We start from the raw sequence: 23,634 nt of genomic DNA on the forward strand, positions 1-23,634 counted from the left end.
ATACAATCATAAGGTACCTTAGTATAATTGAATTGGGTTAGGTTTTTTTTGAATAGGGCACAGTATAACCAGAGGTGGATTAATCATGATAACGAAATCCCTCCCGAATTTGTTTACCGTCGGGAACTTGTTTCTCGGCATCATTTCGATCATTATGGTGTTTAACAATAAACCCGAGCTGGCGGCTATTATGGTGCTTGTGGCTATGCTGCTTGACGGTTTGGACGGACGGGTGGCCCGTGCGCTCAATGTTCAAAGCGAATTCGGCAAGGAACTGGATTCGCTGTCCGATGTCATCTCGTTTGGGGTGGCTCCGGCGTTCATTATGTATGTTATGGCCTTTACCGAGATGAACGCGGCAGGGGCGTGGATTGTCACGGCGATTTTCCCCATTTGCGGAGCGCTGCGGTTGGCTCGCTTCAACGTGATTGCCGGTACGCCCGGCTACTTTATCGGTTTGCCCATACCGGCTGCCGGCGGTGTTCTTTGTACGCTTGCTCTGTTTCACAATGAGCTGAGCACCATGGTGCTTGTCTTGGCCACACTTCTCCTGTCCTATCTGATGGTCAGCACGGTGAAATATCCGAACTTCAAGAAGGTGGGCATTCCAAAAGCGGCGATATGGGTAACCCCGATCGTGGTGATCATCGCCGTTGTCATTGCCGTTCAATTTCCGGGCACACTGTCCAAGATCATCTTTGTACCGCTGCTCCTGTATGCACTGTACGGCCTAAAAAAAAACGTTGACCGTCTTTTCGTCTTTCTCCGCCTGAAGAAAAAGAAAACGAATACGATGGAAGAACCGGAATCCAAAACAACGACAATTTAACGAAGAGATGTCCGTGAAAATGAAAAGCATTTATTTTCCTTATGGAAATAAATGCTTTTTTGTTTTTTTCTTACGGAACGATTAGGCAGGAAACTTTTGGTTCATAATTGTAACGTAAGGGATTATGCAACCGATTTTGATGGAGGTGAAGTCTATGATGAAAAAATGGTTCCAGCTTCTATTCGCAGTTATTGGCGGTACGCTTGGATTACAATGGAGTGATACGATAGGTAAACCATTATTTGAAGTCATAGGTACAGTAACGGGTATTCATGAAATAAAAGGGCAGGGAGCATGGATGTTTGGGGTGGGAGCACTCTTCTTTTATTCGATGAGCTCCTGGGCGCTAAATTCTCTGCTTAAGGTCATGGTTCAGGGGGAAGAACGCGCGGCGAATATGCCGGCGGCCGATATGCTTGCCGGGGCGGCGGGAATGGTGATGGGATTGTTGGTCTCTTCCGTTCTGCTGAATCCTTTGGCGCGTGCGGGTATATTCAATCCGCTGCTGCATATGCTGTGTATCGCGATTTTCTCGTATGCGGGATACCGGATGGGGATCTTGAAGAAAGAAGAGTTGTTAGCCGCACTCGATAAGCGGCGGTCGGATCGGAGACGCGGCGCTTCAGGCGAAGCCAAAGAGTTTGAGGAGCATAAAATTCTGGATACGAGCGTCATTATCGACGGCCGGATTGCAGATATCTGCAAGACGGGGTTTATTGAAGGTACGCTGGTCATTCCGGAATTCGTGCTGGAGGAGCTTCAGCATATTGCCGATTCCTCCGATCTGTTGAAAAGAAACCGCGGACGTCGGGGGCTTGATATTTTGAACAAGATTCAAAAGGAGCTCGACGTGAAGGTGCTGATCTATGAAGGGGATTTTGAAGAGATTTCCGAGGTGGACAGCAAATTGGTCAAGCTGGCGAAATTGCTTCAAGGCAAAGTGATCACGAACGATTTCAACCTGAATAAAGTATGCGAGCTTCAGGGCGTGTCGGTTCTGAACATCAACGATTTGGCCAATGCGGTGAAACCGGTCGTACTGCCGGGAGAGGAAATTCTCGTGCAGGTAATCAAGGACGGCAAAGAGCACGGTCAAGGCGTCGCTTATTTGGATGACGGCACGATGATTGTGGTCGAAGGCGGGCGTGACTTTATCGGCACGACACTGGATGTTCTGGTGACGAGTGTTCTGCAAACTTCAGCCGGACGAATGATTTTTGCTAAGCCCAAGCTATTGGAAAAAGCGCTCTAACGCGGTATGATAGTGTAGATGCGCTAATCGGGCCCATGTCTTGCCGGAAACGGCAGCTTTCGCGAAAGCAGGGCCCTGAAGCCGATATGTTGTGGCAGGTGGACAAGTTGACGATCAGACTTGGAGTAGTCGTTGTCGCTGCGGGCAAGGGCTCGCGGATGGGCACAAAAGAAAGCAAGCAGTATTTGCTGATTGATCATAAGCCGATTCTCGTACATACGCTGGAGCTGTTTGAACGCTTCGCTCCGGTAAGCAGCGTTGCGCTCGTTACCGGAGCGGACGATGTGCCGCGCTGCGGTCAGTTTGTCAGGGAGTACGGACTGGGCAAAGTAAAGCATATTATACAGGGTGGAAAAGAACGGCAGGATTCCGTTTATCAGGGCTTGCAGGCCTTGAAAGGGACTGTCGATTGGGTCATGGTACACGACGGCGTCAGGCCGTTCACGGCAGTTGAGCACCTCACCGCCTGTCTGCATCAAGCGATGAAGACGGAGGCGGCAGTGCTTGCCGTGCCCGTGAAGGACACGATCAAAGTCGTGGACGGCTCGGGGGTGATCCAATCCACTCCTGACCGGAGCAGCTTGTGGGCGATCCAAACGCCGCAGGCTTTTCGTTTTTCCGTGCTGCTGGAGGCGCACGAACGCGCCCGGCAAGAAGGGTTTACAGGGACGGACGATGCCATGCTGGTGGAGCGGATGGGGATCCGCGTGTCGGTAGTGGAAGCCGACTATTACAATATTAAAATCACGACTCCCGAGGATCTGCCTTGGGCGGAGTGGATTATTCGCAATGTCAGGGGAGAGAAGAAATGATGATTCGGGTAGGACAAGGCTTTGATGTACACCAGTTGGTGGAAGGGCGCAAGTGCATCATCGGCGGAGTGGAAATCCCGTACGAGAAGGGACTGCTCGGGCATTCGGACGCGGACGTGCTGCTGCATGCGGTGAGTGATGCCATTCTGGGAGCGCTCGGGCTTGGGGATATCGGCAAGCACTATCCCGATACGGATGCCGCCTTTAAAGATGCGGACAGCTATAAGCTGTTGGTAGACATATGGGGGAAGGCGAAGGAAGCGGGATACCGTTTGGGAAATGTGGATTGCACCATCATCGCGCAAAAACCGAAGATGGCTCCGTATATTCCGGCGATGGCGGAGCGCATCGCTCAGGCGCTGGAGGCGGAGACGAGCCAAGTCAATGTGAAAGCAACGACGACCGAGCAGCTTGGATTTACGGGACGCGGAGAAGGAATAGCGGCACAAGCGGTTGTTTGTCTTGTCCAAGGTGTGCTATCATAACATATTATTTTGACGGTTGATCGGCTTGCAGGCATCGTTCGGTCTGAAGGAACGCCTGCGGAGCAGGGGAGGAGAACAACGTATGGCAAAGTTTCGTGTGAGGTATGCGCCGAGCCCGACAGGGCACTTGCATATCGGGGGAGCGCGTACGGCGCTGTTTAACTATTTGATCGCCCGTAAGGAAGGCGGACAGTTCGTGATCCGTTTCGAAGATACGGATCAAACCCGGCATGTGGAAACCGGAGTGGACAGCCAACTGAACGGATTGAAGTGGCTGGGTATTGAATGGGACGAGAGCGTGGATGTAGGAGGACCGTATGGGCCGTATCGCCAAACCGAACGGCTGGACCTGTACCGGCCTTTTATTGACCGGCTGCTGCAGGAAGGCAACGCCTACTACTGTTACTGTACGGAAGCGGAGCTGGAGGAGGAGCGGGCTAAGCAGGAGGCTGCGGGCCAGATGCCGATGTATTCGGGCAAATGCCGCCATCTGACGCCGGAGCAGGCGGAGGCCTACAAAGCGGAAGGCCGCAAGCCGTCGATCCGCTTCCGTGTGCCGGAGAACCGGACGATTGCTTTCGAGGATCGGATTCGCGAGCGCGTCGAATTCGATACGAACGGCATCGGCGATTTCATTATCGTCCGCCCCGACGGCATCCCGACGTATAACTTTGCGGTCATTCTGGATGACCACCTGATGGACATCACCCTAGTTATTCGCGGGGAAGAGCACCTGACCAATACGCCGCGGCAGATCATGATGTATGAAGCGCTTGGCCTTCCTGTGCCGGAATTCGCGCATTTGGCGCTGATCCTGAATCAGGACCGCAAAAAAATGAGCAAACGGGACGAATCGATCATCCAATTTATCGAGCAGTATAGGGATCTGGGTTATTTGCCGGAAGCGGTGATGAACTTTATCGCGCTCCTAGGCTGGTCTCCGAAAGGGGAGGAAGAAATCTTCACAAGGGAAGAGCTGATTGCAGGATTCGATCTCGACCGGTTGTCCAAGAGTCCTGCGGTATTCGATATGGATAAGCTCAATTGGATGAGCAACGTCTACATCAAAAAGGCGGATACCGAGCGTATTGCAGAGCTGGCACTGCCCCATCTTCAAAAAGCAGGCAGACTGCCACAGGAGTTGACGGACGAGCAGCGGCAGTGGGCTCACTCCCTGATCGGGCTGTATCAGGAGCAGCTGCGCTATGCCGCTGAGATTGTTGATTTGTCGGAGCTGTTCTTCCGCGAGGAGGTCAGCTATGATGAAGAAGCTAAAGCGATGCTTGCGGAAGAGCATGCACCCGTCGTATTGCACAGCTTCTTAACCCAGGTGGAACAGGCGTCAGAGTTTGATGTCGATGCTCTAAAGGCGATGCTGAAAGCTGTCCAAACGGAAACCGGCTATAAAGGGAAGCAGCTCTTTATGACGGTGAGAGTGGCCCTGACGGGTCAAATGCATGGGCCCGATCTGAATAGGACCTTGTATTTGTTGGGCAAAGAAAAGGTGATTCAACGGGTGAAGAAGTTATTGTAAAACTTCCGTTTTTTCGATATACTATAGAGATCATTGATATTGCTTTAACTTCATACTTAGTGGCGACGAACGGGAAAGTACGGAAAAATGCGGGATTCTCAGAGAGGACAACCGGTGTGGGGGCATGCCGGCTGCGAGTTGTCCAATCCTCTTTATCCGGAAGTGCACCCGGGAGCTGTAAAGACGATCTGCCTGCGAGCGCTCCGGCTGCAGCGGCAGGGTAGCCTTTACCGTGACGTTCACGATACGAACGATACGAGATGGATAAGCTTCCCGGCCAATCATGGTTGCCGGGAAGAGGATTTATACTTATCCAAGCAGAGTGGAACCGCGGTATTTGAACGCCTCTGCAGCCGAAATCGGCTGCGGAGGCGTTTTTTGCGCGACGTTCTTTCTTTCGCTTGGGGGATTAGGAAAGGGAAGCGGTGAAACGATATGTTCGAACGGATGAAAGAAGACATCAATACGATCTTTGAGAACGACCCCGCGGCCAGGGGATGGTTTGAGGTCGTCTTTACTTATGCCGGTTTGCATGCGCTTTGGGCGCATCGGGTCGCGCATTGGTTTTATAAAAAAAGATGGTATACGCTGGCCCGCGTGATTTCTCAGATCAGCAGGTTTATGACGGGCATTGAGATTCACCCGGGTGCGGTTATCGGACGGAGATTTTTTATCGACCACGGCATGGGCGTCGTCATTGGAGAAACCTGCGAAATCGGCGATGACGTACTGTTGTATCATGGTGTAACGCTGGGGGGTACAGGCAAAGAGCGAGGGAAGCGCCATCCGACCATCGGCAATAATGTGGTCATTTCGGCCGGAGCCAAGGTGTTGGGTTCATTCACGGTAGGAGACAACTCCCGCATCGGCTCGAACGCGGTAGTGTTGAGCGAAGTGCCGCCGAACAGCACCGTAGTGGGAATTCCGGGACGCATCGTCAAGAGGGATGGCGTTCGTATCGGTCGGTTGGAGCATGATAAGCTTCCCGATCCGATCATCGATATGTTCAAACAGCTGCAGGAACAGGTTGACGAGCTGAAGGCGGCGCAGCAAAGGGAGCAGAAAAGGGAACCAGTGAAAACAAAGATCGGAGGAAACGATTGAGCATGTCGCTTAAGATTTATAACACGATGACACGTACGAAAGAAAACTTTATACCGCTGGAACCGGGTAAAGTAAAAATGTATGTGTGCGGTCCGACCGTATATGATTATATTCACATTGGGAATGCCAGACCGGTTATTTTTTTCGATGTGGTTCGCCGTTATCTGGAGTCGGTAGGTTATGATGTGACGTTCATTGTGAATTTTACCGATGTGGATGACAAGCTGATCAAGAAGGCCGCGGAGATGGGCACCACCGTTCCGGAGGTGGCGGACTTGTTTGTTCAAAAGTATTATGAGGATACGGCGGGTCTGGGCGTTCGCAAAGCGACGGCGCATCCCCGCGTGACGGAGAACATGGCGGACATCATCGAGTTCATTTCGGGGCTGGTAGCAAATGATTACGCCTACGAATCCGGAGGAGACGTTTATTTTCGGACGTCCAAATTTACCGAGTACGGCAAGCTTTCCCACCAAAACCTGGAGGAGCTGCAGTACGGCATTCGGGTAGACGTGGACGAGCGCAAGGAGAATCCTCAAGATTTCGTGCTTTGGAAGGCTGCGAAACCGGGTGAAATTAGTTGGTCAAGCCCCTGGGGTGAAGGCCGCCCGGGATGGCATATCGAATGCTCGGCGTTGGTTCGTAAATATTTGGGCGAAACGATCGATATTCACGGTGGAGGCCAGGACCTGACTTTTCCGCACCATGAATGTGAAATCGCTCAATCCGAGGGATTAACCGGCCGCCGGATGGCCAATTATTGGATGCATAACGGATTTGTGAATATCAACAATGAAAAAATGTCCAAATCGCTTGGAAACGGCATTCAAGTGCATCAACTGCTCAAGGAGATGCCGGGCCAGGTGATTCGTTATTTTATGCTCTCCGGCCATTACCGCAATCCGTTGAATTTCAGCGACGATGCGGTGGAGCAAGCAAAGGGCAGCTTAGCCCGTTTGGACAACTGTATCGCCGCTTTGAAGCACCGGCTGCAATCCGCGGAAGCGGGGGAGGCCGACGCTGCGGTCGTGGAGGCGGTCCGTGCGGCCAAGGAGCAATTTGAAGCGAAGATGAACGATGATTTCAATACGCCGGATGCAATTACGGCGGTGTTTGAGCTTGTCAGTGCCGCGAATAATTATTTGCAATCGGGGCGGGTAACGTCCGGCTCCCTGGAGTTGTTCGTACAGCAGTTTGCAGCTATGGACGGCGTGTTGGGTCTATTGGCCCCGGAGGCAGAGGAATTATTGGATGAAGAGGTGGAACGGCTCATTACAGAAAGGACCGAAGCGCGAAAAGCGAAAAATTGGGCCCGCGCCGATGAAATCCGGGATCTGCTGACAGAACGCGGCATTCAACTGGAAGATACGCCTCAAGGCATCCGCTGGCGGCGGAAGTAGGGCGAGTTTATGAAATGGGACGAAATGTCGGATCAGGAGATCAAGAGCCATTTATTTTCCTTCCCGCCCGCCCGCGAACCGGGTCAGCTTCATCCGCTGGTGCTGGCGTATATGGGAGACGCCATTTACGAGGTGTTCGTGCGGCAGTATGTGGTGGCGCAAACGAATCATAAGCCTAACTACTTGCATCGGACGGCTACCCGGTATGTTTCGGCAAAATCGCAGGCGAAATCGCTGCAGCGTTGGCTGCCGCATCTCACGGAAGAGGAACAGGATGTCGTCAAGCGGGGGCGCAATGCCAAGTCCGGGACAACCGCGAAGAATGCGGATGTGTTGGAATATCGGCACAGCACCGCGTTTGAATGCCTGATCGGCTATTTGTATTACACGCAGCAATGGGAGCGGCTTCAGTATTTGATGTTGCTGTCGTTGGAGCAGGATAAATAACATTCGAAGAAGGAAAGGGGGCCTTGGGCATGGAAGAAGAATTTATCGGAGGAAAGCATTCCGTACTTGAAGCGCTGCGTTCCGGGCGGACGATCAACAAAATTTGGATTGCCGAGCAGGCGCAAAAACAGCTCGCCCAGCCGATTATTGCCGAAGCGAAGCGCAGCGGGGTGGTTGTGCAGCTGGCTGACAAGCGGAAGCTGGATCAAATGGCCTCGGGCCTGCAGCATCAAGGAATCGTCGCGCAAGTGGCGGCATATGCATACGTCGAAGTCGAGGATTTGCTTGCGAGAGCGGAGGAGCGCGGTGAGATGCCGTTCTTGCTTTTGCTTGATGAAATAGAAGATCCGCATAACCTTGGCTCCATTCTGCGTACAGCGGACTGTACCGGCGTGCACGGGGTCATTATCCCCAAAAGACGTTCCGTGGGATTGACGGCTGCCGTCTCGAAAACATCCGCGGGTGCAGTAGAGTATGTTCCGGTAGCGCGTGTGACGAATCTGGCGCAGACCATCGAGCTGCTAAAGGAGCGCGGGGTATGGGTGGCCGGAGCGGATGTCGGGGCCGAGCAGCCCGTATACCAGACGAATCTGAACCTGCCTCTGGCGATTGTGATCGGTAATGAAGGTAAAGGGATCGGCCGGTTGATTAAGGAAAAATGCGATTTTCTGCTTAAACTCCCGATGTTCGGTCAAATTAATTCGCTGAATGCCTCTGTCGCCGCATCGGTCTTCATGTATGAAGTCGTCCGGCAGCGGACGGCAGCCCGCTAGCGCGCTTACCAGCAGGGCGATGCTGCATGATACAGGAAATCTTAATCGTAGACGGATACAACATCATTGGCGACTGGCCTGAGCTTAAGGCGCTGAAAGAAATCAGGCTGGAAGAAGCGCGGGACAGGTTGATTGAGATGATGGCGGAATATCAATCGTTCTCGGGCATGAAGGTGATCGTTGTTTTTGACGCGTATTATGTGCCGGGACTTGGCGGTAAGTATGTTCAGAGTAAGCTTCCGGTTTATTACACCAAAGAAAAGGAAACGGCGGACGAACTGATCGAACGATTGGTTACGGAGCATATCGGACGGCGAAAGCAAGTATATGTGGCGACTTCGGATATGACGGAGCAGCATGTTATTTTCGGTAAAGGAGCCTTCCGCATTCCGGCCGGCGAGCTTCTCGTGAAGCTGCGGCAAGCGCGGGCCGAGATCCGGCGAAAAATTGAGGATGAAGCCGCGGGGAAGCGTAATACCTTTGATAAGAGGCTCAGTGAAGATGTTCGGGCGATGTTCGAAAAGTGGCGGCGGGAGAAGTAGTTTTGCAAATCTAGCAAGTAAAGCTTTTTCTAACGGGAATCCGGTTGACGATGGTAGATTACATAATGTATACTAGTCCTATCTTTCAAGCGTTGGGCCGGAGGGATTGTAGTGAGTGTCGACTTCAAAGAGTTGAGAATGGACGAATACGACCTCAAGGCAGACGAAGATCTTGTCGAAGCGGTCCGTGAAGGAAATAGCGATGCACTGGAGTACTTGATCAACAAGTATAAAAACTTTGTCCGCGCCAAAGCACGTTCTTATTTTTTGATCGGCGCTGACAGGGAAGACATCGTGCAGGAAGGTATGATCGGTCTCTATAAATCGATCCGCGATTTCCGCGGAGAAAAGCTCGCCTCTTTTAAAGCCTTTGCCGAACTCTGTATTACCCGCCAAATCATCACAGCGATCAAAACCGCCACGCGCCAAAAGCATATTCCTCTGAATTCTTACGTTTCGCTGGACAAGCCCATTTATGATGAAGATTCCGACCGTACACTGCTTGATGTGATCTGCGGTTCCCGGGTATCCGATCCGGAGGAGCTGATCATCAATCAAGAGGAGTTTAGCGGACTTGAAGACAAGATGGGCGAGATTTTAAGTGATCTCGAACGTAGAGTGCTGATGCTGTATTTGGACGGACGCTCCTATCAGGAGATTGCTGTTGATTTAGACCGCCATGTCAAATCGATTGACAACGCGCTTCAACGGGTAAAACGCAAGCTCGAAAGGTATTTGGAAGTACGCGATGCATAATGATTAAAGCGCCTTTTGCTTTTGTGGAGGTGCTTTTTTGCAATAAAAATAAAAACGTCCGGCAAAACTGAACAATTTCCTTTCCGCGCAAGAAAAGCGGCTGTACAAACCGCAAATGGTTCTTCACCGAAAGGGCTTCGTTCGGAAGCTTTTTTATACCCTTATCATAGAACAAATGTTCCTGAAATGCAAGGGATCCCTTTATATAAATCGGTTTAGGATTCGTTTAAGATCCGGGGCCTTGGTTAATAATGGATGTGGACGGGGACGGACAGCCAAGTGAATACATTCCTTGACACAAGCTATGTCGTGTGCTAAAGTATTTGGGTGGCCTTAATTGAAAGGCGTTTTTTTGCTGATCATATAAGGCTGTAAATCTTGAGGCTGGTCCGTAGGAGGTGTACATCATGCGGGTGATCATCACTTTAGCGTGCACAAACTGCAAGCAAAGAAACTATACATCCACTAAAAATAAGCGCAACCATCCCGACCGCATGGAGTTGAAGAAATATTGCAAGTTTTGCAATGAACAGACAGCTCATCGCGAAACGCGCTAGTTTTTTGGAGGTGTAGTTGTGTCCTTTTTGGCTAAATTGAAGCAGGGATTCGGCAATACATTTTCTTTTTTTGCGGACAGCTGGTCCGAGCTGAAAAAAGTAAAATGGCCTAGCCGTAAAGAGCTGATTAGCTACACGCTGGTCGTATTATTTACGGTCACCTTTATAACGGTGTACTTCTACGTTCTGGACCTGGGAATTTCAGAGCTGCTTCGCCTCGTGTTTCAATAATCTGGGCTGGTGGGTGGCACTATGGAAATGGAAAAAAGATGGTACGTCGTACATACCTATTCCGGGTATGAAAACAAGGTGAAGGCAAATTTGGAAAAGCGCGTCGAATCCATGGATATGAAGGACAAGATTTTTCGTGTGCTCGTTCCCATGGAAGAAGAGCTTGTGAATAAAGACGGCAAGAAGAAAACGGTTATGCGTAAAGTATATCCAGGGTATGTCCTCGTGGAGATGATCCAGACGGACGATTCGTGGTATGTCGTGCGCAACACTCCTGGGGTTACCGGGTTTGTCGGATCGACCGGTTCGGGTTCGAAGCCGACGCCGCTGCTTCCCGAGGAAGTGGATGCGATTCTCAAGCACATGGGTATGGAAGAGCCGAAGCCGAAGATCGATTTCGAGCTCAAAGAAACCGTACGCGTAAAAGTTGGGCCGTTTGCCAATTTTGTCGGTTCCGTAGAAGAAATTCTGCTCGACAAAAGCAAGCTGAAGGTTCATGTCAACATGTTCGGCAGAGAGACGCCGTTGGAGCTTGACTATAATCAGGTGGAAAAGCTTTAACCGTTGTAAGCGAAATTCTGCCATACTACGGGCGAGGAGGTGTACACAACAATGGCAAAAAAGGTTATTAAAATGGTGAAATTGCAGGTCCCTGCAGGAAAAGCGAATCCGGCTCCGCCGATCGGTCCTGCTCTTGGTCAAGCCGGCGTTAATATCATGGCGTTCTGTAAAGAATTTAATGCTCGCACGGCCGATCAAGCAGGTCTCATCATTCCGGTAGAAATTACGGTATTCGAGGACCGTTCCTTCACGTTCGTTACCAAAACGCCTCCAGCTGCCGTATTGCTGCGGGTGGCTGCAGGGATCGAAAAAGGTTCCGGCGAACCGAACAAGAAGAAAGTTGCAACCGTTAATCGTGCGAAAATTCGTGAAATTGCCGAGCAAAAAATGCCTGACCTGAACGCGGCATCCATCGAGGCTGCTATGCGTATGGTGGAAGGTACGGCTCGCAGCATGGGCGTTGCAATCGTAGACTAATCCATGCTTCCGGCTCCCGGTTATAACGGAGGAGCCAACCAAGTGGGAGGATATTCCGCTAATACCACATAGGAGGATAAGACAGTGGCTAAACACGGCAAGAAATACTTGGAAGCTGCCAAGCAAATCGACGCTGACGCTTTTTACGAGCCGCTCGAGGCGATCGAGCTCGTGAAGAAGACAGCGCGCGCCAAATTCGACGAAACCGTTGAAGTGGCTGTACGTTTGGGCGTAGACCCTAGAAAACAAGACCAAGCCGTTCGCGGTGTGGTTGTATTGCCTCACGGCACAGGTAAAACAAAACGCGTTCTTGTATTCGCCAAAGGCGAAAAAGCCAAAGAAGCGGAAGCGGCAGGAGCCGATTTCGTTGGCGATCAAGACATGATCAACAAGATCCAGCAAGGCTGGTTCGACTTCGATGTCTGCGTAGCTACGCCAGACATGATGAGCGAAGTGGGTAAGCTCGGCCGTATCTTGGGTGGTAAAGGTTTGATGCCGAATCCGAAAGCGGGTACCGTTACGTTCGACGTGGCGAAAGCCGTTCAGGAGATCAAGGCTGGTAAAATCGAATACCGTCTGGATAAAGCCGGACAAATTCACGCGCCGATCGGAAAAGTTTCCTTCGAAGCCGAGAAGCTTGCTGAAAATTTCAAAGCTTTGATTGATGCGCTGAACAGAGCGAAACCGGCCGCAGCTAAAGGGGTATACCTGAAGAACATCGCGGTATCCTCGACAATGGGTCCGAGCGCTCGTGTGAACGCTGCAGCTCTTAGATAGGAGTAGCCTTGGTATTTGACTTTCCAGGTCATCCATGCTAACCTGTTCTAAGTCTAACAAACGAATATGCTTACCGTAGACAGCAGGTGCTCCTACCCATGGGCTTAATTTCCTGCCGAGGTGTTATGATATAAATTCGGTATTCTTTGCTTAACAGCTCAAGAATATGTGAATCATCATGCCTTCGCTTTCGTCTGCGAAGGCATTTTCGCTTTTATGCGGACCTTGCCTTGGCGGAGATGGCGAGAAACGGAATGAGCGGCCTCGGGCGGACTTTGTTTACGAGTTAAGTTTACGAAGCAGTTTTCTCACGAAAACTTATAGCTTATGCTTACGATGCAAGCTTTCCTGCAGAAAGCTCTTAGGAGGTGCAAAAATGGCAAACGCAAAAATTATCGAGCAAAAAGCTCAACAGGTTACGGTTGTAGCCGAAAAGCTGAAAGAAAGCTCTTGTTCCATCGTTGCCGATTACCGCGGCTTGAACGTTGCCCAAGTAACGGAGCTTCGCAAACAATTGCGTGAAGCTGGTGTGGAATTCCAAGTGTTGAAAAATACTTTGGTACGCCGTGCTACGGCGAATGCGGAACTGTCTGAACTGGATGAGTATTTGACTGGTCCTACTGCGATCGCATTCAGCAAAGAAGATGTCGTGGCTCCGGCTAAAATTTTGGCGGAGTTCGCTAAGAAGAACGAAAACCTGAACATTAAAGCAGGCGTTGTAGAAGGTAAAGTGGTTGATATCAACCAAATCAAGGCGCTGGCTGAGCTTCCGTCCAGAGAAGGTCTTCTGTCCATGTTGCTCAGCGTGCTTCAAGCTCCGATTCGCAACTTCGCCCTTGCGGTTAAGGCTGTATCCGATAAGCAAGAAGGCGGCGCACAAGAAGCGTAATCTTTTTAAAAAAACGATCTAAATATAAACGGAGGTTTAAACCATGAGCAAAGAGCAAATTTTGGAAGCCATTAAAGGCATGACAGTATTGGAACTGAACGATCTGGTTAAAGCAATCGAAGAAGAGTTTGGCGTAACGGCGGCTGCTCCTGTGGCAGTAGTAGCAGGCGGCGGCGCTGCAGAAGCGCAAGAGCAATCCGAATTCGACGTTATCCTGGCAAGCGCAGGCGCGTCCAAAATCAACGTAATCAAAGTGGTTCGCGAAATTACAGGCCTTGGCTTGAAAGAAGCAAAAGACCTCGTAGACGGCGCACCGAAGCCGTTGAAAGAAAAAGTTTCCAAGGAAGAAGCTGAATCCATCAAAGCTAAGCTGGAAGAAGCAGGCGCTTCCGTAGAAGTGAAGTAATTTCAAAGGTCAAGCACCCCTTGAAGAGGCGATTCTCTCAAGGGGTTTTCCTTTTCAATACAGCAAACAGGGAGGTGGCCGAACGTGTCGGAACATTACTATTCCAGAAAACCCAGCGTTGAACATGACCTGCACACCATTGAAGAGACGATGCGTGGACGCAGGTTCATTTTTGTAACGGATGCCGGGGTGTTCTCAAAAAAGGGGGTTGATTACGGATCGAAGCTGCTCGTGGAAACGGTGGCGCTTCCCGTCGATGCCCGGATTCTTGATGTGGGCTGCGGTTACGGGCCGATTGGACTGACGGCTGCCGTGCTGGCGCACAAGGGTACGGTCACCATGGTGGACATCAATGAACGCGCTGTTGCGTTAGCCAAGCACAATGCCGATCGGAACGGCCTGGGCAATGTAGAAATACTGCAAAGTGACCTGTTATCGGAGTTGAAGGGCCGGTCGTTTGATGTGGTGCTGACCAATCCTCCGATCCGGGCCGGCAAAGAAACGGTTCACCGTATTTTCGAGCAGGCGCATGAAGCACTTGTACCGGGCGGCGCTCTTTGGGTCGTTATTCAGAAGAAACAAGGCGCCCCGTCGGCTTATAGCAAATTGGAGTCTCTCTATAGCCGTGTAGAACAGGTGGAACGGAGTAAAGGCTACTGGATTATCAAGGCTGCGAAATGATTTTGATGCGCTGGAAAAATGTTGACTTGAATTTTGGGATGTGATATTATATTAAAATGTCAGTATTATGGTCATGCTTTTTCTCTTTAGTTTACTAAAATGTCAAGATATTTTTTTCATGCTGGGATGAATAAGATTTTATCATTTGACGTATAATGTTTAAATTTTAGGTAAACCCTACAAGGTGTGAAGAAAATTATGGTAAAATGGGGAAAAAGTCACCTGTTCGTTGTACGATTCGTGCATCGTAATAACAAGCTTCCTTAAGAAGTTTATCTTCGTGCAGTATTTACTCGAGAAGGCTTCCCAAAGAGGCTTTTATTTTGTTCTATTGAGTAGACATGAGGGGTGAATCTAAGTTGGCGGGACATCTTGTTCAATTAGGTCGACGTAAACGCAGGTCGTACGCGCGGATTCATGAGGTGTTGGAAGTTCCAAACCTGATTGAAATCCAACAAAAATCATATCAGTGGTTTTTGGATGAAGGGTTGCGTGAAATGTTTCAAGATATTTCCCCAATCCAAGATTTTACGGGGAATTTGGTGTTGGAATTTATCGACTACAGCTTGGGAGAGCCAAAGTATTCAGTGGATGAATCCAAAGAACGCGACGTCACCTTCGCTGCACCGCTTCGTGTGAAAGTACGTTTGATCAATAAAGAGACTGGCGAAGTCAAGGAGCAGGAAGTCTTTATGGGCGATTTCCCTCTGATGACCGAAACGGGTACTTTTATTATCAACGGCGCTGAACGGGTTATTGTCAGTCAGCTGGTTCGTTCCCCGAGCGTCTATTTTAGTACGAAAGTCGATAAAAACGGTAAAAAGGCTTATACCGCTACCGTGATTCCGAACCGCGGCGCTTGGCTTGAATTGGAAACGGATGCGAAGGATATCATCTATGTGCGTATTGACCGTACAAGAAAAATCCCTGTAACCGTACTGCTTCGTGCACTCGGCTTCGGTACCGACGCGGAAATCATAGACCTGCTTGGTGACGATGAATATATCCGCAATACGTTGGACAAGGATAACACCGATTCGACGGACAAGGCGTTGATTGAAATTTACGAGCGTCTTCGCCCGGGCGAGCCGCCGACGCTGGATAATGCGAGAAGCTTGCTGATCGCCAGATTCTTCGATCCGAAGCGTTACGATCTTGCCAATGTTGGACGGTACAAAATCAACAAAAAGCTGCATATCAAAAATCGTCTGTTCAATCAACGTCTGGCTGAGACCCTTGTTAATCCGGAAACAGGCGAGATTATTGCAGAAGCTGGACAACAGCTTGACCGCCGTTTGCTCGACACGATTATTCCTTATCTGGAAGACAACGTCGGCTTCAAAGAATATTCGGTCGCTAACGGCGTAACTGAAACAGATAAGATTACGCTGCAGCACATTAACGTCTACTCCCCGATTGAAGACGGGAAAGTGGTTAAAGTCATCGCCAACGGGAAAATTGACAAGTCGGTGAAGAACATTACGCCGGCTGATATCATTGCATCGATCAACTATTTCATTAACTTGCTGCATGGGATCGGCAGCACCGATGATATCGATCATCTGGGTAACCGTCGCTTGCGTTCCGTGGGAGAGCTTTTGCAGAACCAGTTCCGCATTGGCCTGTCCCGGATGGAGCGCGTGGTACGCGAGCGGATGTCGATTCAGGATGTGAACACGATCACCCCGCAGCAATTGATCAATATACGTCCGGTCATCGCTTCGATCAAGGAGTTCTTCGGAAGCTCCCAGCTGTCGCAGTTTATGGACCAGACGAACCCGCTTGCCGAACTGACGCACAAACGCCGCCTGTCCGCTCTTGGACCCGGTGGTTTGACGCGGGAACGCGCAGGTTTTGAAGTGCGGGACGTCCATCACTCCCACTATGGGCGGATGTGTCCGATTGAGACGCCGGAAGGACCGAACATCGGTTTGATTAACTCACTTTCCACGTTCGCGCGTGTGAATGAATTCGGCTTTATTGAAGCGCCCTACCGGCGTGTTGACCCGAATACCGGCATAGTTACGGATGAGATCGCTTATTTGACGGCCGATGAAGAAGATAATTACGTGGTCGCGCAGGCGAATGCCGAGTTGACCGAGGACGGCAGATTTGCGAATGATAACGTCATTGTCCGTTACAAGGACGATATTCTGACGCTTCCTAAAGAGCGTGTCGATTACATGGACGTTTCCCCTAAGCAAGTTGTATCGGTAGCGACGGCGCTTATTCCATTTTTGGAAAACGACGACTCCAACCGTGCTCTCATGGGTTCGAACATGCAGCGTCAAGCCGTTCCGCTTCTTATCCCTAAGGCGCCGCTTGTCGGTACGGGGATGGAGCATAAGGCGGCCAAGGACTCGGGTGTATGCGTCGTTTCCAAGGTGAACGGTGTGGTAGAACGGGTGACGGCTAACGAGATCTGGGTACGCCGTCAGGAAGTAGTGGACGGCCGCCTGGTGAACGGAGACATCGTTAAACATAAATTGCACAAGTTTTTGCGCTCCAATCAAGGAACATGTATTAACCAACGTCCGATTTGCCATAAAGGCGAGCAAGTGCGCGTAGGAGATATCCTCGCCGATGGTCCGTCGACGGAGATGGGCGAGCTTGCGCTCGGGCGGAACGTAGTGGTTGCCTTTATGACATGGGAAGGCTACAACTACGAGGATGCGATATTGCTTAGTGAAAAACTGGTGAAGGAAGACGTCTATACTTCCATTCACATTGAAGAATATGAGTCTGAAGCCCGGGATACGAAGCTCGGACCGGAGGAAATCACCCGTGATATTCCGAACGTCGGGGAAGATGCGCTGAAAAATCTCGATGAGCGCGGAATTATCCGCGTCGGTGCCGAGATCGCGGCAGGCGACATTCTGGTGGGCAAAGTAACGCCAAAAGGGGTTACGGAGCTGACCGCGGAAGAACGTTTGCTTCATGCGATTTTCGGTGAAAAAGCCCGTGAAGTTCGCGATACTTCGCTTCGTGTGCCGCACGGTACCGATGGTATCGTAGTCGACGTGAAAGTATTTACCCGTGAGAACGGCGACGAACTGCCTCCTGGCGTAAACCAGCTGGTGCGCGTCTACATCGCCCAGAAGCGGAAAATTTCCGAAGGCGACAAGATGGCGGGACGTCACGGAAACAAAGGGGTTATCGCACGGATTTTACCGGAAGAGGACATGCCGTTCCTGCCGGACGGCACGCCGGTTGAAGTTGTGCTGAACCCGCTTGGCGTTCCTTCCCGGATGAACATCGGACAGGTGCTGGAAGTTCACTTGGGGATGGCTGCCAAGTATCTCGGTATCCATACGGCAACGCCGGTATTCGACGGTGCTAATGAATACGACGTGTTCGATACGATGGAAGAGGCCGGCATGCAGCGTAACGGCAAGACGATCCTGTACGACGGCAGAACCGGTGAACCGTTTGAGCGAGAGGTAACGGTAGGCGTCATGTATATGATCAAGCTGGCTCACATGGTCGATGATAAAATCCATGCGCGTTCGACAGGGCCGTACTCGCTCGTTACGCAGCAGCCGCTGGGCGGTAAAGCTCAGTTCGGCGGACAGCGGTTTGGCGAGATGGAGGTATGGGCGCTCGAGGCTTATGGTGCAGCCTATACCCTGCAGGAGATTTTGACTGTGAAATCCGACGACGTGGTAGGACGCGTCAAAACGTATGAGTCGATTGTTAAAGGTGAGAATGTTCCGGAGCCTGGCGTACCGGAATCCTTCAAGGTATTGATCAAAGAGCTTCAAAGCTTGGGTATGGATGTGAAAATCTTGTCCGAGAATGAAGAAGAGATCGAAATGAAGGAAATCGACGATGAGGATGAGGTAACAAGCGATAAGCTTAACCTTAACCTTGAAGGCGCGGAAATGGGAGTCGAGTAATCTATTGGGCCAGGCGTAAGCCACGGGTGTATGAAGCGTACAGACAGCACATTCTTACAACGGATGCTTCCGGTGTAGATTTGCCCACACAAACTTGGAGGAGGGTTGCTCCTTGATCGACGTCAACAATTTTGAATTCATGAAAATCGGATTGGCTTCCCCCGACAAAATCCGTTCATGGTCCAGAGGCGAAGTGAAAAAGCCGGAGACGATCAACTACAGGACGCTGAAACCTGAAAAAGAAGGCTTGTTCTGTGAGAAAATATTTGGTCCGACCAAGGATTGGGAATGTCATTGCGGTAAATATAAACGGGTTCGTTACAAAGGCGTTGTCTGTGACCGCTGCGGCGTAGAAGTTACGCGTCAAAAAGTGCGCCGCGAGCGCATGGGTCACATCGAGCTTGCAGCACCGGTTTCACATATCTGGTATTTCAAAGGAATTCCAAGCCGTATGGGGCTTGCGCTCGACATGTCTCCGCGGTCTCTGGAAGAGATCATCTACTTTGCTTCCTATGTCGTAACTGATCCTGGAGATACGCCGCTGGAGAAAAAACAGCTGCTCTCCGAGAAGGAATACCGCAGCTATCGGGAAAAATACGGCTATGCATTCCAAGCCGGTATGGGCGCGGAAGCGGTGAAGAAGCTGCTTCAAGACATCGACATCGAGAAAGAAGTCGATATGCTGAAGGAAGAGCTGAAAACCGCTCAAGGTCAACGCCGTAACCGTGCCATTAAACGTCTTGAGGTTATGGAAGCATTCCGTAACTCCAAAAATATGCCGGAGTGGATGGTGCTCGACGTACTGCCGGTTATCCCTCCGGAGCTTCGTCCGATGGTTCAGCTTGACGGGGGGCGCTTTGCGACCTCTGACTTGAACGATTTATACCGCCGTGTCATCAACCGGAACAACCGTCTGAAACGTCTGCTTGATCTGGGCGCTCCTGATATTATCGTGCAGAACGAAAAGCGGATGCTTCAGGAAGCGGTTGACGCGCTTATTGATAACGGCCGCCGCGGCCGTCCCGTAACGGGACCGGGTAATCGTCCGCTCAAATCCCTCAGCCACATGCTGAAGGGTAAACAGGGGCGTTTCCGTCAAAACCTGCTGGGTAAGCGGGTTGACTACTCCGGCCGTTCCGTTATCGTGGTGGGACCGAGTCTCAAAATGTATCAGTGCGGACTTCCAAAGGAAATGGCATTGGAATTGTTTAAGCCTTTCGTCATGAAAGAGCTTGTGAATAAAGGTCTTGCGCATAACATTAAGAGCGCAAAACGCAAAGTGGAACGCGTTAGTCCTGAAGTATGGGATGTTCTTGAGGAAGTCATCAAGGAACACCCGGTTCTGCTGAACCGTGCTCCCACGCTTCACCGTTTGGGCATTCAGGCGTTCGAGCCGATTCTGGTTGAAGGCCGGGCGATCAAGCTGCATCCGCTTGTTTGTACGGCATATAACGCCGACTTTGACGGAGACCAGATGGCCGTTCACGTTCCGTTGTCTGCAGAAGCCCAGGCGGAAGCCCGCGTGCTGATGCTCGCAGCAGGCAATATTCTCAACCCAAAAGACGGCAAACCGGTTGTTACGCCGTCGCAGGACATGGTTTTGGGAAGCTTCTACTTAACGACGGAAAACAAGGAAGCCAAAGGCTCCGGTACGATTATTCGTTCGATTGAAGAAGCCGTGTCGCTCTACCACCGCGGAGATGCGGCTCTGCATGCGCGCGTGGCGATTCCGGCCAAGGCTTTGAAAAAAACCAGCTTTACGCCGGAACAAGAAAAGGCCATGCTGATCACAACGATCGGTAAAATTATCTTCAATGAGATTTATCCGCCGGACTTCCCATACATTAATGAAGCGACGAAAGCGAATTTGCTGAACGGACCTTCAAACGATTATTTCGTGTTCGAGAAAGGCGTGGATCTTCGCAAGAAAATGGCGGAGCTGCCTGAAACGAAAGCGGTCGGAAAAGATTACCTTGGCACGATCATTGCAGAATGCTTCCGCCGTTACCATACGACACAAACGTCGATCACGCTGGATAATATCAAGCAGCTTGGATTTACTTACTCTACGCGTGCCGGTATCACCATTGCCGTAGCGGATGTGACGGTTCCGAAGGAGAAAGATGAAATCCTTAGAGAATCCGACGAAAAAGTTCGTGTGGTTACGAATCAATATCGCCGCGGTTTAATTACAGACGATGAACGCTACGACCGCGTTATCGCGATCTGGAGCAAGGCCAAGGATGAAATTACCGATATTTTGATGAAGTCGCTTGATAAATATAATTCCATCAATATGATGGTGGAATCCAAAGCACGGGGTAACAAATCGCAAATTACCCAGCTTGGCGGAATGCGCGGTCTGATGGCTAACCCGTCCGGTAAAATCATCGAGCTTCCGATCAAGTCCAATTTCCGCGAAGGGTTGACCGTATTGGAGTACTTTATCTCCACTCACGGTGCACGGAAAGGTTTGGCCGATACCGCACTTCGTACGGCGGACTCGGGTTACTTGACCCGCCGTCTGGTAGACGTGGCTCAAGACGTAATTGTTCGTGAAGAAGATTGCGGTACGGATAAAGGGTTCCTCGTCAGCAGAATCCAGGATGGTAAAGAAGTCATCGAAGATCTGTATGACCGAATCGAAGGACGGTACTCCTTTGAAACGATTCGTCATCCGCAAACAGGTGAGATTATTATTAACCGTAACGAGCTGATTGAAGCACATATTGCCGACCAAATTATAGCAGCCGGTATTGAGAAGGTACAAATCCGTTCCGTACTCAGCTGCCGTTCCAGACATGGCGTCTGCAAAAAGTGCTACGGCCGTAATCTGGCGACCGGCAAACATGTAGAAATCGGCGAAGCGGTAGGTATTATCGCGGCGCAATCCATCGGTGAACCAGGAACGCAGCTTACCATGCGTACGTTCCATACCGGGGGCGTTGCGGGCGACGACATCACGCAAGGTTTGCCGCGGATTCAGGAGCTCTTCGAAGCTCGTAATCCAAAAGGGCAAGCGATAATTTCTGAAATTGACGGTGTGATTAAAGAAATCCGTGAAGCGAAGGATCGTCGTGAGATTGAGGTTCAAGGCGAAGCTGAATCGAAAGTATATTCCGTACCTTACGGCTCCCGGATTCGCGTCACAGTGAACCAGACCGTAGAGGCCGGAGATGAGCTGACGGAAGGCTCGATCGATCCGAAGGAAATGCTGCGCATTAAAGGGATCCGCGGCGTGCAGAACTACATTTTACAGGAAGTTCAGCGCGTATACCGGAACCAAGGGGTGGAAATCAACGACAAGCACGTCGAAGTGATGATCCGCCAAATGCTGCGTAAAATTCGCATCGTCGATGCCGGAAATACGACTCTGCTTCCGGGATCCTTTGTGGACATTCATGAGTACGAAGAAGCGAACAAAGTGGCGCTTTTCGCCAATGAGGAACCTGCTGTTGCCAAACCGGTGCTTCTGGGTATTACCAAAGCATCGCTCGAAACAGATTCCTTCCTCTCTGCGGCATCGTTCCAGGAAACGACTCGTGTCCTGACGGATGCGGCGATTAAAGGAAAAGTCGACCAGCTGCTCGGTTTGAAGGAGAATGTGATCATCGGTAAACTGATACCGGCAGGTACGGGGATGGCAAGATACCGTAACATCCGCATTACAGATCCGAACGCAGAGCCAAGGGATGAAGAGTTGACTGAAGCAGAAGCGGTAACCGTAGAGTAACGAAGAAGACCCGGCGCTTGCCTTCAAAGTATGGATTGTAAAATCTTTTTGAAGGCAAGCGTCCATTCTTGACACGGTAAAACCGAGATGCTAATATATCAAAGTGTGCCATTTTCTAAGCCTAGTCACCTGTCCTTTTGGAGGATATGATCTATGTCTTATGATAAAGTGAAACAGGCAGCAAAGCTGATTATAGGCACGAAACAAGTTACGAAAATGGTAGAGGCGGGACATGCCGCCGAAGTTTTCGTTGCCAGAGATGCAGATCCGCGAATTACGATAAAAATAGTTAACCTCTGCAAGATGATGGGGGTTAAAGTGACATACGTGGACTCCATGACCATGTTAGGTAAAGCGTGTGGAATCGAAGTAGGCGCAGCTATGGCTGCGGTAGTGAATGAATGATGCAGTAATGTTTTTGCCTGAGAATCCGTAAGGGTTTAAGGTAAAAACTTTTACTTTGTTCATTTACGATTCGCCTGGATCTGTGGGCTTGAAAAGAAAGAACCATTCATATTAAAGGAGGTGGCCAATATGCCAACAATTAACCAGCTCGTTCGTAAAGGACGCCAAGCGAAAGTTGTAAAATCCAAATCCCCGGCTCTTCAAAGAGGTTTCAACGCCTTGAAAAGAGAAGCGACGAATCTGAGTTCTCCTCAGAAACGTGGCGTCTGCACTCGTGTAGGTACGATGACCCCGAAGAAACCAAACTCTGCTCTTCGTAAGTATGCGCGTGTTCGCTTGACGAACCGTGTAGAGGTTACTGCCTACATTCCGGGTATCGGACACAACCTGCAGGAGCACAGCGTTGTTCTGATTCGCGGCGGTCGTGTTAAGGACCTTCCAGGGGTACGTTACCACATCGTTCGCGGCGCACTCGATACTTCCGGTGTAGCCAACCGCAAGCAAGCACGTTCCAAGTACGGCGCAAAACGCCCGAAAGAGAAAAAGTAATACAGCTTTTATAAATTGAATGATTTTAGAAGAAAGGGGGATAACTATGCCTCGTAAAGGTCCAGTTACTCGCAGAGACGTATTGCCAGATCCGATTTATAACAGCAAGCTCGTTACCCGCTTGATCAACCGCATTATGATTGATGGTAAAAGAGGAACAGCTCAAACAATCCTTTATAATGCTTTCAATCTGATTAAAGAACGTACGGGTAAAGAACCTATGGAAGTATTTGAACAAGCGATCAAAAACATTATGCCGGTTCTTGAAGTTAAAGCTCGCCGTGTTGGGGGTGCCAACTATCAAGTTCCTGTAGAGGTAAGACCTGATCGCCGTACGACTTTAGGTCTTCGCTGGCTTGTAAACTATTCCCGCCTGCGCGGTGAAAAAACGATGGAAGAAAGACTGGCTCAAGAAATCATCGATGCCAGCAACAACACAGGCGCTTCCGTGAAAAAACGCGAAGATACGCACAAAATGGCAGAAGCCAACAAGGCGTTTGCACATTATCGTTGGTAAAATTAAATTCCTTTTTATAGG

General features: G+C 50.4%; 25 protein-coding genes and 1 other annotated feature. All 25 genes read left to right on the forward strand.

Features of this window, described 5'->3' with window-relative positions; genetic code table 11:
* Positions 1 to 85 precede the first annotated feature (85 nt).
* The 25 genes from pssA to rpsG all read left to right on the forward strand — a co-directional run bounded on the left by pssA (position 86) and on the right by rpsG (position 23,613).
* Positions 86 to 829 (forward strand): CDP-diacylglycerol--serine O-phosphatidyltransferase, encoded by a 744-nt coding sequence (gene pssA / locus IJ22_RS22315; protein WP_062410361.1) that lies wholly within the window; start codon positions 86 to 88, stop codon positions 827 to 829.
* A gap of 154 nt (positions 830 to 983) precedes the next feature.
* Positions 984 to 2,081, forward strand: a complete 1,098-nt coding sequence (locus tag IJ22_RS22320; protein WP_054818697.1) for a PIN/TRAM domain-containing protein — start codon at positions 984 to 986, stop codon at positions 2,079 to 2,081.
* A gap of 107 nt (positions 2,082 to 2,188) precedes the next feature.
* A complete protein-coding gene (gene ispD, locus IJ22_RS22325; protein WP_137671169.1) occupies positions 2,189 to 2,893 on the forward strand; it encodes a 2-C-methyl-D-erythritol 4-phosphate cytidylyltransferase in 705 nt (234 codons plus the stop codon).
* Positions 2,893 to 3,378, forward strand: a complete 486-nt coding sequence (ispF, locus tag IJ22_RS22330) for a 2-C-methyl-D-erythritol 2,4-cyclodiphosphate synthase (protein ID WP_054818698.1) — start codon at positions 2,893 to 2,895, stop codon at positions 3,376 to 3,378. The genes ispD and ispF overlap by 1 nt, the downstream gene beginning before the upstream one ends.
* A gap of 82 nt (positions 3,379 to 3,460) precedes the next feature.
* A complete protein-coding gene (gene gltX, locus IJ22_RS22335) occupies positions 3,461 to 4,912 on the forward strand; it encodes a glutamate--tRNA ligase (protein WP_062410362.1) in 1,452 nt (483 codons plus the stop codon).
* Between the two features lie 87 nt (positions 4,913 to 4,999).
* Positions 5,000 to 5,341, forward strand: a complete 342-nt coding sequence (locus tag IJ22_RS22340; RefSeq protein ID WP_137671167.1) for a hypothetical protein — start codon at positions 5,000 to 5,002, stop codon at positions 5,339 to 5,341.
* 6 nt (positions 5,342 to 5,347) lie between these two features.
* Positions 5,348 to 6,016, forward strand: a complete 669-nt coding sequence (gene cysE, locus IJ22_RS22345; RefSeq protein ID WP_062410364.1) for a serine O-acetyltransferase — start codon at positions 5,348 to 5,350, stop codon at positions 6,014 to 6,016.
* A 2-nt stretch (positions 6,017 to 6,018) separates the two neighbouring features.
* On the forward strand, positions 6,019 to 7,416 hold the full coding sequence (gene cysS / locus IJ22_RS22350) for a cysteine--tRNA ligase (RefSeq protein ID WP_062410365.1): 1,398 nt from the start codon (positions 6,019 to 6,021) through the stop codon (positions 7,414 to 7,416).
* Positions 7,417 to 7,425: 9 nt separating this feature from the next.
* Entirely contained in the window at positions 7,426 to 7,863 is a 438-nt protein-coding gene (locus IJ22_RS22355) for a Mini-ribonuclease 3 (RefSeq protein WP_054818700.1), read from the forward strand.
* Between the two features lie 29 nt (positions 7,864 to 7,892).
* Positions 7,893 to 8,636 (forward strand): 23S rRNA (guanosine(2251)-2'-O)-methyltransferase RlmB, encoded by a 744-nt coding sequence (gene rlmB / locus IJ22_RS22360; protein WP_054818740.1) that lies wholly within the window; start codon positions 7,893 to 7,895, stop codon positions 8,634 to 8,636.
* 26 nt (positions 8,637 to 8,662) lie between these two features.
* Positions 8,663 to 9,178 carry an NYN domain-containing protein gene (locus tag IJ22_RS22365; RefSeq protein WP_062410366.1) on the forward strand — a complete coding sequence of 172 codons (516 nt, stop codon included), beginning with the start codon at positions 8,663 to 8,665 and terminating at the stop codon, positions 9,176 to 9,178.
* Between the two features lie 111 nt (positions 9,179 to 9,289).
* Positions 9,290 to 9,934, forward strand: coding sequence for an RNA polymerase sporulation sigma factor SigH (gene sigH, locus IJ22_RS22370; RefSeq protein WP_054818701.1), 645 nt, complete (start codon positions 9,290 to 9,292; stop codon positions 9,932 to 9,934).
* 407 nt (positions 9,935 to 10,341) lie between these two features.
* Positions 10,342 to 10,491 (forward strand): 50S ribosomal protein L33, encoded by a 150-nt coding sequence (rpmG, locus tag IJ22_RS22375; RefSeq protein ID WP_025851018.1) that lies wholly within the window; start codon positions 10,342 to 10,344, stop codon positions 10,489 to 10,491.
* A gap of 18 nt (positions 10,492 to 10,509) precedes the next feature.
* Positions 10,510 to 10,722: a preprotein translocase subunit SecE gene (secE, locus tag IJ22_RS22380; RefSeq protein WP_062410367.1), complete on the forward strand. Its 213-nt coding sequence runs from the start codon at positions 10,510 to 10,512 to the stop codon at positions 10,720 to 10,722.
* Positions 10,723 to 10,749: 27 nt separating this feature from the next.
* Positions 10,750 to 11,283, forward strand: a complete 534-nt coding sequence (nusG, locus tag IJ22_RS22385) for a transcription termination/antitermination protein NusG (protein WP_054818741.1) — start codon at positions 10,750 to 10,752, stop codon at positions 11,281 to 11,283.
* A 51-nt stretch (positions 11,284 to 11,334) separates the two neighbouring features.
* Positions 11,335 to 11,760 (forward strand): 50S ribosomal protein L11, encoded by a 426-nt coding sequence (gene rplK / locus IJ22_RS22390; protein WP_062410368.1) that lies wholly within the window; start codon positions 11,335 to 11,337, stop codon positions 11,758 to 11,760.
* Positions 11,761 to 11,844: 84 nt separating this feature from the next.
* Entirely contained in the window at positions 11,845 to 12,537 is a 693-nt protein-coding gene (rplA, locus tag IJ22_RS22395; RefSeq protein ID WP_062410369.1) for a 50S ribosomal protein L1, read from the forward strand.
* Positions 12,538 to 12,592: 55 nt separating this feature from the next.
* Positions 12,593 to 12,757, forward strand: a sequence feature (ribosomal protein L10 leader region).
* Between the two features lie 156 nt (positions 12,758 to 12,913).
* Positions 12,914 to 13,426 (forward strand): 50S ribosomal protein L10, encoded by a 513-nt coding sequence (gene rplJ / locus IJ22_RS22400; protein WP_054818704.1) that lies wholly within the window; start codon positions 12,914 to 12,916, stop codon positions 13,424 to 13,426.
* A gap of 43 nt (positions 13,427 to 13,469) precedes the next feature.
* The gene (gene rplL, locus IJ22_RS22405; protein ID WP_054818705.1) at positions 13,470 to 13,832 is read left to right on the forward strand and encodes a 50S ribosomal protein L7/L12; all 363 of its coding nucleotides are present in this window, start codon (positions 13,470 to 13,472) and stop codon (positions 13,830 to 13,832) included.
* A gap of 84 nt (positions 13,833 to 13,916) precedes the next feature.
* The gene (locus IJ22_RS22410) at positions 13,917 to 14,513 is read left to right on the forward strand and encodes a class I SAM-dependent methyltransferase (RefSeq protein WP_062410370.1); all 597 of its coding nucleotides are present in this window, start codon (positions 13,917 to 13,919) and stop codon (positions 14,511 to 14,513) included.
* 341 nt (positions 14,514 to 14,854) lie between these two features.
* Positions 14,855 to 18,409: a DNA-directed RNA polymerase subunit beta gene (rpoB, locus tag IJ22_RS22415; protein WP_171006031.1), complete on the forward strand. Its 3,555-nt coding sequence runs from the start codon at positions 14,855 to 14,857 to the stop codon at positions 18,407 to 18,409.
* 112 nt (positions 18,410 to 18,521) lie between these two features.
* On the forward strand, positions 18,522 to 22,142 hold the full coding sequence (gene rpoC / locus IJ22_RS22420; protein ID WP_062410372.1) for a DNA-directed RNA polymerase subunit beta': 3,621 nt from the start codon (positions 18,522 to 18,524) through the stop codon (positions 22,140 to 22,142).
* A 153-nt stretch (positions 22,143 to 22,295) separates the two neighbouring features.
* Positions 22,296 to 22,547: a ribosomal L7Ae/L30e/S12e/Gadd45 family protein gene (locus tag IJ22_RS22425; protein ID WP_054818706.1), complete on the forward strand. Its 252-nt coding sequence runs from the start codon at positions 22,296 to 22,298 to the stop codon at positions 22,545 to 22,547.
* Between the two features lie 129 nt (positions 22,548 to 22,676).
* Positions 22,677 to 23,096 carry a 30S ribosomal protein S12 gene (rpsL, locus tag IJ22_RS22430; protein WP_054818707.1) on the forward strand — a complete coding sequence of 140 codons (420 nt, stop codon included), beginning with the start codon at positions 22,677 to 22,679 and terminating at the stop codon, positions 23,094 to 23,096.
* Positions 23,097 to 23,142: 46 nt separating this feature from the next.
* Positions 23,143 to 23,613, forward strand: a complete 471-nt coding sequence (gene rpsG, locus IJ22_RS22435; protein WP_054818708.1) for a 30S ribosomal protein S7 — start codon at positions 23,143 to 23,145, stop codon at positions 23,611 to 23,613.
* Positions 23,614 to 23,634: the final 21 nt, after the last annotated feature.

The organism is Paenibacillus naphthalenovorans (assembly GCF_001465255.1).
Classification (GTDB): domain Bacteria; phylum Bacillota; class Bacilli; order Paenibacillales; family NBRC-103111; genus Paenibacillus_G; species Paenibacillus_G naphthalenovorans.

Coding starts and splice junctions, on each gene's coding strand:
- pssA (WP_062410361.1), top strand. CDS start 86: ATGATAACGAAATCCCTCCCGAATTTGTTTACCGTCGGGAACTTGTTT.
- IJ22_RS22320 (WP_054818697.1), top strand. CDS start 984: ATGATGAAAAAATGGTTCCAGCTTCTATTCGCAGTTATTGGCGGTACG.
- ispF (WP_054818698.1), top strand. CDS start 2,893: ATGATTCGGGTAGGACAAGGCTTTGATGTACACCAGTTGGTGGAAGGG.
- gltX (WP_062410362.1), top strand. CDS start 3,461: ATGGCAAAGTTTCGTGTGAGGTATGCGCCGAGCCCGACAGGGCACTTG.
- IJ22_RS22340 (WP_137671167.1), top strand. CDS start 5,000: ATGCGGGATTCTCAGAGAGGACAACCGGTGTGGGGGCATGCCGGCTGC.
- cysE (WP_062410364.1), top strand. CDS start 5,348: ATGTTCGAACGGATGAAAGAAGACATCAATACGATCTTTGAGAACGAC.
- cysS (WP_062410365.1), top strand. CDS start 6,019: ATGTCGCTTAAGATTTATAACACGATGACACGTACGAAAGAAAACTTT.
- IJ22_RS22355 (WP_054818700.1), top strand. CDS start 7,426: ATGAAATGGGACGAAATGTCGGATCAGGAGATCAAGAGCCATTTATTT.
- rlmB (WP_054818740.1), top strand. CDS start 7,893: ATGGAAGAAGAATTTATCGGAGGAAAGCATTCCGTACTTGAAGCGCTG.
- IJ22_RS22365 (WP_062410366.1), top strand. CDS start 8,663: ATGATACAGGAAATCTTAATCGTAGACGGATACAACATCATTGGCGAC.
- rpmG (WP_025851018.1), top strand. CDS start 10,342: ATGCGGGTGATCATCACTTTAGCGTGCACAAACTGCAAGCAAAGAAAC.
- nusG (WP_054818741.1), top strand. CDS start 10,750: ATGGAAAAAAGATGGTACGTCGTACATACCTATTCCGGGTATGAAAAC.
- rplK (WP_062410368.1), top strand. CDS start 11,335: ATGGCAAAAAAGGTTATTAAAATGGTGAAATTGCAGGTCCCTGCAGGA.
- rplJ (WP_054818704.1), top strand. CDS start 12,914: ATGGCAAACGCAAAAATTATCGAGCAAAAAGCTCAACAGGTTACGGTT.
- rplL (WP_054818705.1), top strand. CDS start 13,470: ATGAGCAAAGAGCAAATTTTGGAAGCCATTAAAGGCATGACAGTATTG.
- rpoB (WP_171006031.1), top strand. CDS start 14,855: ATGAGGGGTGAATCTAAGTTGGCGGGACATCTTGTTCAATTAGGTCGA.
- IJ22_RS22425 (WP_054818706.1), top strand. CDS start 22,296: ATGTCTTATGATAAAGTGAAACAGGCAGCAAAGCTGATTATAGGCACG.
- rpsL (WP_054818707.1), top strand. CDS start 22,677: ATGCCAACAATTAACCAGCTCGTTCGTAAAGGACGCCAAGCGAAAGTT.
- rpsG (WP_054818708.1), top strand. CDS start 23,143: ATGCCTCGTAAAGGTCCAGTTACTCGCAGAGACGTATTGCCAGATCCG.